Genomic DNA, 12,654 nt, shown 5'->3' on the forward strand with positions numbered 1-12,654 from the left:
CGGGCAGCGCGGGATCACCGTTCTGACCGCCGAGGCATCGGCGCCATCGGCGCCGCCGCGGCCACGGGGTGGCCACCGGGCACCCGGTCAGGAACCGGGCACCCGGCGGCCAGCCGCCGTGTTTGTCCTTCCGGGAGCCGTCCTCTGGTTGCCGTCTCCCGTGTTGCTGGCCGCTGGTACCGGGGCGAGCCATGGCCCGCCCCGTCCCAACGTCATCCAGGCGTGAACGCCAGGCAGACGTCATGTCCGCCGAACCCGAACGAGTTCGACAGCGCCGCGCCCGACTTGATGTTCCGGTTGTCGATCCGCACCACGTCCAGCTCGATCTCGTCGTCGAGAGCGTCGAGGTTGCGGGTCGCCGGGACGATGCGCTCGCGCATCGCCAGCACAGTGGCCACGGCCTCGACGGCGCCAGCCGCGCCGAGCAGGTGCCCGGTCATCGACTTGGTCGCCGTCACCACGGCCGAGCCGGCCGCCGAGCCGAGCGCCAGGTATAGCGCCTTCGACTCGGCGAGGTCGCCGACGGGGGTCGACGTCGCGTGCGCGTTCACGTGCGCGACGTCGGCCGGGGCCAGGTCGCCGGTCTCCAGCGCCTCCTGGACCGCCCGGGCCGCTCCGGCCCCGTTCGGCTCGGGCGCGGCCACATGATATGCGTCCGAGCTGATCCCGGCCCCGGCCAGGTAGCCGAGAATCCGGGCCCCGCGGGCCTTCGCGTACTCCTCCGCCTCCAGCACCAGGATCCCGGCACCCTCGCCGAGCACGAACCCGTCCCGCGCCTTGTCGAACGGCCGCGAGGCCAGCGTCGGGTCGTCCTGGCGCTTCGACAGCGCCTGCATCTGCGCGAACCCGGCGATCGGCAGCGGCGCGATGGCCGCTTCCGTCCCGCCGGCGATGATGACGTCCGCGCGGCCGAACTTGATCAGCTCGTACGCGAGCGCGATCGCCTCCGTCCCCGACGCGCAGGCGCTGACCGGGGCCCGCACGCCGCCCCTCGCGCCGAACTCCAGCCCCACGGTGGCGGCCGGGCCGTTCGGCATCAGCATCGGGACGACGTGTGGGGTCACCTTACGGGCGCCCTGCTCTCGCAGCACGTCGTGCTGCGAGAGCAGGGTCAGCACGCCGCCGATGCCGGAGCCGACGCAGACCATCAGCCGCAGCGGGTCGACGTCCGGTGTTCCGGCGTCGGCCCACGCCTCACGCGAGGCGACCAGGGCCATCTGCTGGGTCCGGTCGAGCTTGCGGGCCTCGACGCGGCCGAGCGGGGGCTCGACCGCGAGCGGGGCGGCGATGTGGACCGGCACCGTTTCGATCCAGTCCTCCGTGAGACGGCGTACGCCGGACCGGCCGGCGAGCAGCCCTTCCCACGTGGACGCCACATCGCCCCCGAGCGGAGTGGTCGCCCCGAGGCCGGTGACGACAACCCGCCTAGGGGTCCTGATCACGCCGCGACACCTGCCCGCTGGATGTAGGAGACCGCGTCACCGACGGTCTTGAGGGTCTTCACGTCGTCGTCCGGGATCTTGACGCCGAACTTCTCCTCGGCCGCGACGACTACTTCGACCATGGACAGCGAGTCGACGTCGAGGTCGTCGATGAAGGTCTTCTCGGGGGTGACGTCGGCCGGGTCCACACCGGCGACCTCCTCGAGGATCTCGGCGAGACCGGCGAGGACATCAGTCTGGGACATCGGGGACCTTTCTTGATCGGGCAGCTGTACAGGTTCTGGTGGTGATCGTCACCCACGGATCTGGGCGGCGCGCGGGCACTGGCCCGGCGACACCGTCCGATGGGTGGCGAGCAGGGTACGGCTCGCCACCCGTCAGGGGGTCAGGGGGGCAGCGGACCCTCGGGATTCCCGCCGCATCGGTGACAGGTTTCCTGCCGGATTGGCGAAGCCCGGGGTTCCTGCCGGATCGGCGAAGCCGATCCGGGAGGTCTGCTGGGAGGTCTGCTGGCAGGCCAGCGATCCAGCGGGTCCGGATCCGTGTCAGCGGATCCACGGGGAAGCCGTCCGCCTGGGCGGACACCCTGGCGAGGGTCCTGGCGAAGCCGCCGGCGGGAGGGGAGCAGGGTTCGCGCGCCCCGGCCGGCACCGCCTTCAGGGGCATCGGATGACCTGGCCACAGTAGGTCAAGCCGGCACCGAAACCGAACAGGAGGACCGGGTCGCCGCGCCGCAGTTCGCCGGCGTCGAGCAGCCGCGACAGACCCAGCGGGATGCTCGCGGCCGAGGTGTTCCCGGAGTCGACGACGTCGCGGGCGACGACCGCGTTCCGCGCGCCCAGGCCGCCCACCAGCGCCTCGATGATGCGCAGGTTGGCCTGGTGCGGCACGATCCCGGCGAGCTCCTCCGGCGCGACGCCGGCGCGTTCGCAGATCCTGCGCAGCGTCGGAACCAGGGTCAGGGCCCAGCGGAAGACCGCCTGCCCCTCCATCCGGAACAGGTTGTCGCCGTGGCCGGGGACCCTGATCACGTCCGGGCGGGAGCCGTCGTGGCCCCAGACCACCGGGCCGATCTCGTCGCTCTCGCCGGACCCGACGACCGCGGCGCCCGCGCCGTCGGCGAGCAGGATGCACGTCGTGCGGTCGTCCCAGTCGGTGTAGTCGGACAGCCTCTCGGTGGCGACCACGAGCACGTGGCGGGCCGTGCCCGAGCGGACCGTGTCCGCGGCCTGGGCGAGCGAGTAGCAGAAGCCGGCGCAGCCCGCGTTGATGTCGAACGCGCCGGCGGAGTGCACCCCGATGCGGTGCGCGATCTGCGGCGCCGCCCCCGGGATCTGCGACGGGCTCGTGCAGGTCGCGGTGATGACGAGGTCGATGTCGCCCGCGGCGACGCCGGCGGCGGCCAGTGCCTTCTCGGCGGCCGCGGCGCCCATCATGACCGTCGTCTCGTCGGCGTCGGCGATCCGGCGGGTGGCGATGCCCGTCCGGCTGCGGATCCACTCGTCGGAGGTCTCGACGCGCTGGGCGAGGTCGTCGTTGGTGACGACGCGCACCGGGCGGTACGTGCCCAGGCCAAGGACTCGAGCGGCGGCGGTCATCAGGCCTCCCCACCACGGGCGCCGGCCGGGACGGGCTCGCCGGCGGGCGCGGGAATCGTAACCGTCGCCGCTGGCGGCTGCCCGACGCCGACGAGCTCCGCCAGCAGTTCGCGCGCCGCCGGCAGGTCGTCGGGGCTTTTCACTGGCAGGATCTTCACTCCGGGCAGCTCCCGGCGGGCGATGCCGGCCAGCGTGCCGGCGGGAGGCAGCTCGATGACGGCCTTCACGCCCAGCTCGCGCAGCGTCGCCATGCACAGGTCCCAGCGCACCGGGGCGGCGACCTGGCCGACGAGCCGGGCCACCATCTCTCGCCCGTCGGTTACCACGGCGCCGTCCGCGTTCGAGACCTGGCCGAGGCCCGGCGTGCCGGGGCGGATGCCCGGGGCGACCTCGGCGAGCGCGTCGCGCCCGGAGGCCATGTAGTGGGTGTGGAACGCGCCCGCGACGGCGAGCGGGCGAACCCGGACACCGGGCGGCGGCTCGGCGGCGAGCTTCGCCAGCGCATCGAGGTCGCCCGCGGCGACGATCTGGCCGGCGCCGTTGCGATTGGCCGGCGTCAGGCCCAGGCCCTCCAGATGCGCGGCGACCTCCTCCGGGTCGCCGCCGAGCAGCGCCGACATGCCGGTCGGGGTACGAGCCGAGGCCGCCGCCATGGCCCGGCCGCGCAGCGCCACCAGCGCCAGTGCGGTCTCAGGCGAGATCGTGCCGGCGAGCGCGGCGGCGGTGATCTCGCCGACGCTGTGGCCGGCGACCAGCAGCGTCCCGGCGGCCACACCGCCCGGGACGGGCAGCCCCAGCTGCTCGGCCGCGATCAGGCCGGCGGTGACGATCAGTGGCTGCGCGACCGCCGTGTCCCTGATGGTCTCCGCCGGAGCCTCGGTGCCGAGCTCGACCAGGTCGATGCCCGCGGCTGCGGCGAACCAGCGCAGGCGCGCCGCGGCGCCCGGCAGTTCGAGCCACGGTTGGAGCATTCCTGGGGCTTGGGCGCCCTGGCCTGGCGCGAGGATGGCGAGCACGTCACTACCTAACCCTTCGCGGGCGCCCGCTGTCGCTGGCGGCCACTCACCGATGTGCCGACGGCTCGTTGTAGCAGTCCTACAAAACGCAGCGCCCGGACGGGTACGTTAGTCACCTCGCGGCACCTGGGCCGACAATCGTGTGACAGGGCCGTTAAGTCGGGCGATGTGACCGTTGTCGCACCGGCGAGGAGCCGGTGGAAGGCCATGTTCGCACCATCACGCCTGTAGGTCGTCCACGACACGACGAGTGTTCGCCGCGGGGTTCCGGCGGCCCCGATGGTCCGCCTGGCCTGGCTGCACGGCTCGGCTCGGCCGACCGGGGAGGCCCGCCGGGGGGCGTCCCCGATCCACGCCTGACTGACGGCGGAGACGCTTTCCCGGCTCGTCGGGAGCTATCCCTCGAGGCGGCCGAGGAGGAGCGCTATGTGCAGTGTGAACCGCTGGCGGTGGTCGGCCGTGTCGAGGCCGCACACCTCCGACGCCTTTCTCAGGCGGTAACGCACGGTGTTGGGGTGGAGATAGAGGGCCCTGGCGGTGGCCTCCAGGGAGGCGCCGAAGTCGAGGTAGGTGCCCGCCGTCTCCAGCAGCGGCGCGCCCGCGTCGCGCAGCGGCAGGTAGATCTCGTCGATGAGCACCCGGCGGGCCCGCTCGTCGCCGGCGAGGGCTCGCTCCGGCAGCAGCGCCCGCGCGGTCACCGGCCGCGGCGCCGCCGGCCAGGCGGCGACGACGTCGGCCGCGGCGATCGCGGCTCGCGCGGACTCGGCGGCGCCGGCGAGATCCGCGGCGACGGGGCCGACCACCACCGGACCAGGCCCGCACGCCGGCATCAGTACCCGAGCGGCCTCCACGACCGAGTCGATGCCGCTCGTGGCGGCGCGGTTGCGACGAGGGCGGCCGGGCCGGTTCGGGTCACCGGTCGCCGCCGCGACGGCGCGGGCCGCGGCCTCGCGGGGCACCGCGCTCTCCTCGGCCCGTGCCGCCCTGGACGCGCCGGCCGCGGGCACGCCGGCGGGGGAGGCGGGCGGCTCCGCGACGATGCCGGCCGTCCCGCCTGGCACCGCGTCGGTACCGGTCTCGTCGAGCCGGAAGCGGCCGCCGACGATCATGACGAGCCGCTGGTTGTGCACACCGGTCAACACCTCCAGGCCCGCCGAGCGGGCCAGCCGGTGCACCTCGTCGACGACCGCCTCCGGCGCCTGCGGCGGCGCCGCGCCTACGACGACGGTCACCGCGGGCGGGTTGCGCCAGCCGACCGCCGCCGCCCGCGACGACAGCGCCCTGTCCTGGTCGCCGCGCACGACGTGGTCGACGACGAGCGCCTCCAGCCGGGCGTCCCAGGCGCCGCGCTCCTCGGCGACACGGGCGTAGACGACCGCGCCGGCGAACGCGATGTCGCGGGAGTAGCGCAGCACGTCGGTCAGCACCCGCTGCTCGTGCTCCGGCTCGACGATGTTCGGGACCTCGGCCTCGATCGTCTCGACGGCCACCCGGACCAGGTCGACGAGCCGGCGGAAGGTGACCGCCCGGACCAGCTCGCGCGGCGCCACCCGGAACACGTCGCTGGACAGGTCGCGGGCATGCTCGGGGCGCCGGCACCATTCGACGAACGAGGCGATGCCCGCCTGCACCACGAGTTGGATGTCGGCGCGGTGCCGGGCCGACATCCCCGGATACCAGGGCAGCAGCTCGGACATCCTGGCGACGGCCTTGTTCGCCAGCAGCCCGCTGGCCCGTTCGATGCGCCGGATGACCGCGTCGTTCGTCCCGGCGTCGGCCTCGGCGCGCCCGCCGCCGGCCCGGTCCGGGCCCGTATCGCCGGTCCGGGCGGCCGGTGCCAGGGGTGGCGCGAGTAGGGCGGGCGGCGCGGGCGGATCGGCGGAGCCCGGGGTTCCCGCCGGATCGGCGGAGCCCGGGGTCCCTGCCGGATTGGCGAAGCCCGAGGTACCTGCCGGATTGGCGAAGCCAATCTGGGAGGTCTGCTGGGAGGTTCGGCCGTGCGCGGATGCGGGTTCGGCCGATGGCGGGGTCACGGCGACCAGCATGCATCACGGGGGCTCGCCGACGTTCGCGTGCCGGTCACGGCGCCGCGTGCGACCCGCGGGCGCGTCCCGGCGCGGTGCCGGAACGCGCCGACGGCCATGGCCGCGAAGCCGCCCGGAGACCGGCTGGGCGACCGGCTGAGGGGAGATGCCGGACGCGCCGGCGGGCGCACGGCGACAATGAGCCGATGCCCCGACCCAGACCGCCCCGTGCCACGGTTTTCGTGGCGGGCCTTGTCGGCGCGCTCACCGGCCTGCTCGGCGGGTGCTCACAGGTGCTGCCGATGAAGACCGAAGGCCTGATCCCGGCCGACCTGGTGCCTGTCTTCCGGGACGCCGCCGCCACCTACGGCCTGCTGTCGGCCGCCCAGCTCGCCGCGCAGGCCCGGGTGGAGAGCCGGTTCGACTCATCGGCGATCTCCCGCGCCGGCGCGGTCGGCATGATGCAGTTCCTGCCGCGGACATGGGCCGAGTTCGGCCTCGACGGCGACGGTGACGGCGTCGCCGACCCGCTCAACCCGCTTGACGCGATCCCGTCCGCCGCGCACTACGAACAGCATCTCTCGGAGCTCGTCGGCGACCTGCCGGGCGACCAGATCTCCTTGGTCCTCGCCGCGTACAACGCGGGTCCCACCGCCGTGCGGACGGCCGGCGGCGTTCCCGACTTCGCCGAGACCAGGTCCTACATTGCGAAGATCAATTCCTGGGCGGAGACCTACGCCTCCGAGATCTGACGGTCGGCGTCGTAGGAGGGTGTGGTGAAGGGGCCGCCCACGAAGGCGTGGTCCGCCCCGGCGAGATCGGGCTTGCCGAACGGTGGCCGTCGCGGCGGTGGCCTGGGACGCTACGGGAGAGGGTCCCCGCGGCGGAAGGACTCGCGATGGCCAGCGGCGCTGATGTGCTCGTGGACGCCTTCGGGCGCGTCCGGGAAGTCGTTCACGGCGCGGTGGACGGGCTGTCCGCCGAGCAGCTCAACCACCGGCTCGACGGTAGGGCGAACTCCATCGCCTGGCTGGTGTGGCACCTGGCCCGAGTACAGGATGACCACGTCGCCGACGTCGCCGGTACGGAGCAGGTATGGACGTCGGCGGGCTGGTACGGCCGGTTCGGCCTGCCGCTCCCGCCGGAGTCCCATGGCTACGGGCACACCTCGGCCCAGGTCGACAGCGTCCGGGTCGGCGACCCGGACCTGCTCACGGGCTACTACGACGCGGTCCACGACGCGACCCTGCGTTTCGTCGCCCCGCTCACCGACCCCGACCTGGAGCGGGTCGTCGACACCAGCTGGGACCCGCCGGTGACGCTCGTCGTCCGCCTGGTCAGCGTCATCGCCGATGATCTTCAGCATGCCGGCCAGGCCGCCTTCGTCCGCGGTCTCCTCCCTGCCGGTTGACGCCGCCGCCTCACCCGCCCGCGAGCCCCGAGCGTCCTCAGTCCCCGGTGATGCCGTCGATGCGTTCGCGCAGGAGGTCGGCGTGGCCGTTGTGGCGGGCGTACTCCTCGATCATGTGGAAGTAGACCCAACGCAGGGTCAAGGTGTTGCCGCGGTGGACGAACGCGTCATCCAGCGACCGGCCGGCCGCGGCCGAGCGGGCCCCCGCGACCTCCTTCTCGAAGGCGTCGAAGGCCTCCTGGGGATCGGCGGTGTCGACGTCGTCGAAGTCCGCGTCCTGGTTGTTCTGCCTGACCCAGTAGGGCGCCAGGTCCTCACCCGCGAACCTGGTGCGGAACCAGCCCCGTTCCACCTCGGCCATATGCCGCACCAGACCCAACAACGACAGCGCCGACGGCGGGACGGCACGCTCCCGCAGCCGGTCGACGGTCAGGCCGGAGCACTTGAGCAGGAGCGTCTGGCGGTGGTAGTCGAGCCAGGCCTCGAGCTGCTCGCGCTCGCCACCGGCGGTCGGTTCGTCCATCCGGATGATGTTCGGCGCGGTCCACGTCATGCCCACATCATCGCGTCCGCCTGCGACAGGTTCGACGCCTCGCGTACCCGTGCCCGGGAGGCGGTGAGCAGGCGCCCGCCCGGAGCGAGGGCCCGGTGGTGCCGGGCGGTGCCGGCAGGCCACGGGTGGCGGTTTGCCGGGTTCGGCGGGGTGGGGCTAGGTTGCGGCCATGACCGAGAACTCGGGCAGTGCCCGGCTCACCGTCGGCGACCCGGCTCCCGACTTCACGCTCTCCGACGCCGACGGCAACCAGGTGTCGCTGGCGTCCTTCCGCGGCCGGCGGGTGATCGTCTACTTCTACCCGGCCGCGAGCACTCCCGGCTGCACCAAGCAGGCCTGCGACTTCAGGGACAGCCTGGCCCAGCTGAACGACGCGGGCCTCGACGTGCTCGGGATCTCCCCGGACAAGCCGGCGAAGCTGGTCAGGTTCCGCGACAACGAGGGCCTGACGTTCCCGCTGCTGTCCGACCCGGATCGGGCCGTGCTCGGCGCGTACGGCGCGTACGGCGAGAAGACGCTGTACGGGAAGAAGACCGTCGGCGTGATCCGTTCGACGTTCGTAGTCGACGCCGATGGAAAGATCGAGAAGGCGCTGTACAACGTCAAGGCGACCGGCCACGTCGCCAAGCTGATCCGCGACCTCGGCCTCGCCACGGCCTGAGGGGGGCGCCCCCGCGCGCCCCCCGCCACGCCCTCAGGCGGCTGGTGCCTTGAGGGTGGAGTCGAACAGCTCCGCGGTGCGCTCCCAGTGCCGCTCGGCCGCGGCCTCGTCGTACACGGGGAGGTCCTTGACCGCGAAGCCGTGCATCGCGCCGGTATAGACCTCCATCCGGTAGTCGACCTTGGCCGCGTCGAGCGCCGCGGCGAGGCGGGCCTGGTCCTCGGGGGTGCAGGAACCGTCGTTGTCGGCGACGCCGAAGTACAGCCGGGCACGCACCTCGCCGGCGTGCCTGTGCGGGCTTTCCGGGTCGTCCTCGATGGCGAGCCGACCGCCGTGGAAGGACGCGGCGGCGGTGACCCGGTCCGGGTGCGCGCCGGCCGCGGCGAACGCGAGCCGGCCGCCCATGCAGTAGCCGGTGGTGCCGACCTTGTCGCTCCTGGCGGCCGGCACGTCATCCAGGGCCGTCAGCAGCGCGCCGGTGTCACCCATCACCGCGGTGGTGGTCGCCTTCTGCATGACGCCGAACAGGCGAGCCCGGATCTCCGGGTCGGAGAAGGCCGTCGCCCCGTCGAACGGGCCGGCGTCCGGGGTGCGGTAGAAGACGTTCGGCAGCGCGACGGCGTAGCCGAGGGCGGCGAGCCGGTCGGCCATGTCCTGCGTCACCGGCCGCACGCCGAAGGCGTCCGGATACATGATCACGGTCGGCAGCGGCTCGCCGCCCTCGGCCTGGTAGGCCGGCGGGAGGTGCAGGTAGACGTCCATGACACCGTCCTCGGTGCGCACGTCGAGCTTGGACACGGTCATGCGTGACTCCCTGGAGTCTTCTTGGTGGCCGACGCGGGCACACGGAGCGGACATCCGCGCTCGCGGCGGCTGGGCCGGAAGGACCTGCCTGGTCGCGGCCGGCGGCCGGGCGACGGGCGGCTACCCCCGACCAGCGCGGTCCTGGCTCGGGCTCGGCCAGCGGGAGCCATCTCCAGCTGGTACTCCTCCGGGCCCTGGCTCGTCGGGGCACGGCATCGCCGGCGGCTGGCACTGCCGCAAAACATTATCTCGCACCCGCCCATCTCCGCTCCGGCACCCGTTCCGGAGCAGAGATGGGCGCGCCTCTGCCGGCCGCCGACCCGGCCCCGGATCTAACCGGCGGCGCTGACGGCTGCCTTGAAGGCATCGGGGACGAGCTGCTCATTGCTGAGCGTCTTGCCGTTGATCTTGACGGTGGGCGTGCCCGTCACGCCGCGCTTGGACGCGTTGTCCTCGACCTTGGCGACATAGCCGTCATACGTGCCGGAGCGCACCGCGCCCGTGAACTCCGACGACGTTAGCCCGGCCTGCGAGCCGAGCTCGATCAGCTTGTCGTTCGTGAAGGCGCCGGAGTTCTCCGTCGTGCCCTGGTTGGCGTAAAGCAGGTCGTGGTACTGCTTGAACTTGCCGGCCTGGGCCGCCGCGGCGCCCGCGTTCGCGGCGCGTACCGAGTCGGGCCCGATGAACGACATCATGTGGTACACAGCCTTGATCTTGCCGTCGTCGATGAGCGACTGGACGGTCGGCCCGGTCGTGGTCTCGAACTGCTTGCACACCGGGCACTGGAAGTCCTCGTAGAACTCGACCGTGACCGGGGCGTTCGCCTTGCCGACGACGATCCCGTTGTCCGGCCCGGTCGCGTTCGCCGGGATCACGACGGGCTTGGAGTCCTGGCGAGAGTTCTGGACGAGGATCCCGACGACGGCGGCGACGATGATGACGCCGACCACCGAGGCGAGCACGATCATCCGGCGGCGCCGCCGCTCCCGTGCCTCGACCGCCTCGCGAGCCGCGGCGGCCCGCTGCTGGCGCGCCGCGGCGCGCGGGTCCCGCCCTGGCCGGCCGTCGCCCCGCCGGGCCGCGCCGCCGGCGGCGCGCGGCGGCTGGCCGCCGTTGGCAGCACCCTGTCCTGCCCGGTCGCCAGGCCTGCTTCCCGTGCCCTTGTTCATCGGTCGCGCCCCATCCGTCGTCCCGCCCCATCTCCGCGTCGGGTCTCTCGCGGCCCGGCGGACCCGGCCCGGCCGTCCGCCGGGTGCCGGTCGGGGCCGTCCCAGCCCTCGGTGTCACCGCCGTCGCCCACCCGGCCGCGCCAGTCGCCCCCGGCCGCGTCGCCGTCATCCCAGGCTTCGTCGTGCTCGTCCCAGGTCTCGTCGTCGTACTCGCCGTCGTACTCGTACTCGTCCTCGGCCGCGCCCGGGCGCCGGCGGCCGGCGGCCGGCGCGTCCAGCAGACGGTCCAGGGCGAGATAACCGCCTGGCCAGCGAGCGAGCAGCCCGCTGGCGACCAGAAGCAGGCTGTCGCGGACAAGCTCCGACGTGTAATGGGTGGGCGCGTCCTTGGCGAGGTCACCGCCCGAGGAGAAACAGCCGCACTCGATGCGCAGGCCACGAGCCGCGGCGGACGCGATCGCCGCGATATACGCGGCGAGCATCAGCGAGGACAGCAGCGCGCAGGCGCGCACGGCGAGGCCCAGCAAGAGAAGCACGCCGAGCGCGATCTCGACGAACGGCACGGCGTAGGCGACCGGGTGGACGAGGCTCTCCGGCAGGATCCGGAACGCGCGCACCGTGCGGACCATCCCGGCCGCGTCGCCGACCTTGAGCGCTCCCGCCACCAGCCACAGCACCGCGAGCGCCAGCCGCAGCGCCGTCGAAACCGCGCGGACCCAGGCGCGCGCCCCGAAGGACCGGCCACCTGTCCGGTCTCCGGCGTCCGCGAGCGGGGGAGTGCGGGTCACCGCGTCGCCCTCTGCGCGGCCAGGACCGGAAGATCATGGATGTAGTCGGTGATCTGGGTGCCCGGCGGGTAGCGCAGGGCGAGTCGGCCGTCGCGGCCGAACGCCAGCACCTCGGCGTCCTGGTTCTGCTCGATCACGCCGTCTGCCCCCGTACGAGGTTGTTCCACGTTGACATCCAGCGCCCGAGCCGCGGCCCGCACCTCGGTGAACGGGCCGGTCAGGCCGTAGAAGCCGAATCCTGGGTCGAAGTGATGCAGCCAGGCGGCCAGCACGGCCGGTGTGTCGCGCGCCGGGTCGGTGCTGACGAACACGACGCGGATCCGCGCTCGCACCGCCGGGTCGAGCTCGCCCATCGCCTGCGCGAGGTCGGCCGTCGTCGCTGGGCACACGTCAGGGCAGTGGGTGTAACCGAAGTACAGCAGCGTCACCAGGCCGTCGGTCCTGGCGCGCAGGTCGAAGGGGAGCTCGTCGGTCCCGGTCAGGTTCAGCGCCGGCTTCGGCGCGGGTGTCGCGGGGCTGATCCCGTGCAGGCCGTCCGAGCGCCGCTCGCCGACCACCGCGGCGCGCATTCCGGGGGTGCGGTCCGCGCAGGCCGTCGCGCCCGCGAGCAGTGCCGCCAGCGTCAGGAGGGCGACCGGCGTCCCGGCCGCGGGCCCGCGCGCGTGGACCCGGCGCGGCTCTTCCCGGCCGGATGCGGAGGTGGCCTCGCTTTGTGCGCGGCGCGCCTGGGCGCGGCGGATGTCGTCGGCGAGTGCCGGCGAGGTGACGACCATGATCCTCCACGCTGAGAGCATGAGCAGGCGTGGGCGGCGTCGTCGGTGCCGATACGCGTCGGCGCGCGCTGCTACCTGCGGTAGGTCTCGGTTCATGCCGGCGCGGCGCCGTGATGGGCGTGGCCAGCCGTAACCGTAAACGAAGGATGGCGGCACAGCGTTTCCGGAGAACAGGGCGGGTCGCCGGTGTACATATATGGACGTACTGCCGTAGATACCTGATACCTCGCCGTGCCTCGTTCCGCCGGCCGGCCCGAACTCCCATCGGCGGTCCCGCTAGCGGCCCGCGTCCTCCTCGGCTCCGATGGCCCTGATTGGTTCTAGAGGGCCAAAGGGTGTGCGAAAATGATCTTCCTTCGCACACCCGGCGGCCGTTGTCCCCAGGATCACTAGAGGGCCAAAGGGTGTGCGAAAA

The 12,654-nt window shown here is 73.2% G+C and carries 13 protein-coding genes; 3 read left to right on the plus strand and 10 right to left on the minus strand.

The window, feature by feature from the left end; genetic code table 11:
- Positions 1-212: 212 nt before the first annotated feature.
- The 5 genes from fabF to BCD48_RS10835 all read right to left on the minus strand — a co-directional run bounded on the left by fabF (position 213) and on the right by BCD48_RS10835 (position 6,089).
- A complete protein-coding gene (gene fabF, locus BCD48_RS10815) occupies positions 213-1,442 on the minus strand; it encodes a beta-ketoacyl-ACP synthase II (protein ID WP_071048217.1) in 1,230 nt (409 codons plus the stop codon).
- On the minus strand, positions 1,439-1,687 hold the full coding sequence (locus BCD48_RS10820) for an acyl carrier protein (protein WP_007520367.1): 249 nt from the start codon (positions 1,685-1,687) through the stop codon (positions 1,439-1,441). The genes fabF and BCD48_RS10820 overlap by 4 nt, the downstream gene beginning before the upstream one ends.
- A gap of 411 nt (positions 1,688-2,098) precedes the next feature.
- Positions 2,099-3,040, minus strand: coding sequence for a beta-ketoacyl-ACP synthase III (locus BCD48_RS10825; protein ID WP_071048218.1), 942 nt, complete (start codon positions 3,038-3,040; stop codon positions 2,099-2,101).
- The gene (locus tag BCD48_RS10830) at positions 3,040-4,056 is read right to left on the minus strand and encodes an ACP S-malonyltransferase (protein WP_071048219.1); all 1,017 of its coding nucleotides are present in this window, start codon (positions 4,054-4,056) and stop codon (positions 3,040-3,042) included. The genes BCD48_RS10825 and BCD48_RS10830 overlap by 1 nt, the downstream gene beginning before the upstream one ends.
- A gap of 395 nt (positions 4,057-4,451) precedes the next feature.
- A complete protein-coding gene (locus tag BCD48_RS10835; RefSeq protein ID WP_491677129.1) occupies positions 4,452-6,089 on the minus strand; it encodes a helix-turn-helix domain-containing protein in 1,638 nt (545 codons plus the stop codon).
- A gap of 197 nt (positions 6,090-6,286) precedes the next feature.
- On the opposite strand from BCD48_RS10835, the gene BCD48_RS10840 reads away from it, so the two are divergent.
- Both BCD48_RS10840 and BCD48_RS10845 read left to right on the plus strand, forming a co-directional pair.
- Positions 6,287-6,832 carry a lytic transglycosylase domain-containing protein gene (locus BCD48_RS10840; RefSeq protein WP_071048221.1) on the plus strand — a complete coding sequence of 182 codons (546 nt, stop codon included), beginning with the start codon at positions 6,287-6,289 and terminating at the stop codon, positions 6,830-6,832.
- Between the two features lie 146 nt (positions 6,833-6,978).
- Positions 6,979-7,491 carry a mycothiol transferase gene (locus tag BCD48_RS10845; protein ID WP_071048222.1) on the plus strand — a complete coding sequence of 171 codons (513 nt, stop codon included), beginning with the start codon at positions 6,979-6,981 and terminating at the stop codon, positions 7,489-7,491.
- Between the two features lie 37 nt (positions 7,492-7,528).
- Here the strand turns inward: BCD48_RS10845 and BCD48_RS10850 are convergent, their stop codons facing one another.
- Positions 7,529-8,044: a DinB family protein gene (locus tag BCD48_RS10850; RefSeq protein ID WP_071048233.1), complete on the minus strand. Its 516-nt coding sequence runs from the start codon at positions 8,042-8,044 to the stop codon at positions 7,529-7,531.
- A gap of 169 nt (positions 8,045-8,213) precedes the next feature.
- Between BCD48_RS10850 and bcp the strand changes: the two genes are divergently transcribed.
- A complete protein-coding gene (gene bcp / locus BCD48_RS10855; RefSeq protein WP_071048223.1) occupies positions 8,214-8,705 on the plus strand; it encodes a thioredoxin-dependent thiol peroxidase in 492 nt (163 codons plus the stop codon).
- A gap of 33 nt (positions 8,706-8,738) precedes the next feature.
- On the opposite strand, the gene BCD48_RS10860 is transcribed toward bcp, so the two are convergent.
- From BCD48_RS10860 to BCD48_RS10875, 4 genes are all read right to left on the minus strand, one after another.
- The gene (locus BCD48_RS10860) at positions 8,739-9,509 is read right to left on the minus strand and encodes a dienelactone hydrolase family protein (RefSeq protein ID WP_071048224.1); all 771 of its coding nucleotides are present in this window, start codon (positions 9,507-9,509) and stop codon (positions 8,739-8,741) included.
- Positions 9,510-9,841: 332 nt separating this feature from the next.
- The gene (locus BCD48_RS10865; protein ID WP_071048225.1) at positions 9,842-10,678 is read right to left on the minus strand and encodes a DsbA family protein; all 837 of its coding nucleotides are present in this window, start codon (positions 10,676-10,678) and stop codon (positions 9,842-9,844) included.
- Positions 10,675-11,466, minus strand: a complete 792-nt coding sequence (locus BCD48_RS10870) for a MauE/DoxX family redox-associated membrane protein (RefSeq protein ID WP_071048226.1) — start codon at positions 11,464-11,466, stop codon at positions 10,675-10,677. The genes BCD48_RS10865 and BCD48_RS10870 overlap by 4 nt, the downstream gene beginning before the upstream one ends.
- Positions 11,463-12,239 carry an SCO family protein gene (locus BCD48_RS10875; RefSeq protein ID WP_071048227.1) on the minus strand — a complete coding sequence of 259 codons (777 nt, stop codon included), beginning with the start codon at positions 12,237-12,239 and terminating at the stop codon, positions 11,463-11,465. Before BCD48_RS10875 ends, BCD48_RS10870 begins: the two co-directional genes overlap by 4 nt.
- Between the last annotated feature and the right edge of the window lie 415 nt (positions 12,240-12,654).

Origin of the sequence: Pseudofrankia coriaricola (assembly GCF_001854805.1) — a bacterium.
Taxonomy (GTDB): domain Bacteria; phylum Actinomycetota; class Actinomycetes; order Frankiales; family Frankiaceae; genus Pseudofrankia.

Bases quoted from the DNA above. Each gene is read 5' to 3' on its own strand.
- BCD48_RS10865 (WP_071048225.1), bottom strand. From the start codon at position 10,678: ATGAACAAGGGCACGGGAAGCAGGCCTGGCGACCGGGCAGGACAGGGT.
- BCD48_RS10825 (WP_071048218.1), bottom strand. From the start codon at position 3,040: ATGACCGCCGCCGCTCGAGTCCTTGGCCTGGGCACGTACCGCCCGGTG.
- BCD48_RS10820 (WP_007520367.1), bottom strand. From the start codon at position 1,687: ATGTCCCAGACTGATGTCCTCGCCGGTCTCGCCGAGATCCTCGAGGAG.
- bcp (WP_071048223.1), top strand. From the start codon at position 8,214: ATGACCGAGAACTCGGGCAGTGCCCGGCTCACCGTCGGCGACCCGGCT.
- BCD48_RS10875 (WP_071048227.1), bottom strand. From the start codon at position 12,239: ATGGTCGTCACCTCGCCGGCACTCGCCGACGACATCCGCCGCGCCCAG.
- BCD48_RS10840 (WP_071048221.1), top strand. From the start codon at position 6,287: ATGCCCCGACCCAGACCGCCCCGTGCCACGGTTTTCGTGGCGGGCCTT.
- BCD48_RS10850 (WP_071048233.1), bottom strand. From the start codon at position 8,044: ATGACGTGGACCGCGCCGAACATCATCCGGATGGACGAACCGACCGCC.
- BCD48_RS10860 (WP_071048224.1), bottom strand. From the start codon at position 9,509: ATGACCGTGTCCAAGCTCGACGTGCGCACCGAGGACGGTGTCATGGAC.
- BCD48_RS10845 (WP_071048222.1), top strand. From the start codon at position 6,979: ATGGCCAGCGGCGCTGATGTGCTCGTGGACGCCTTCGGGCGCGTCCGG.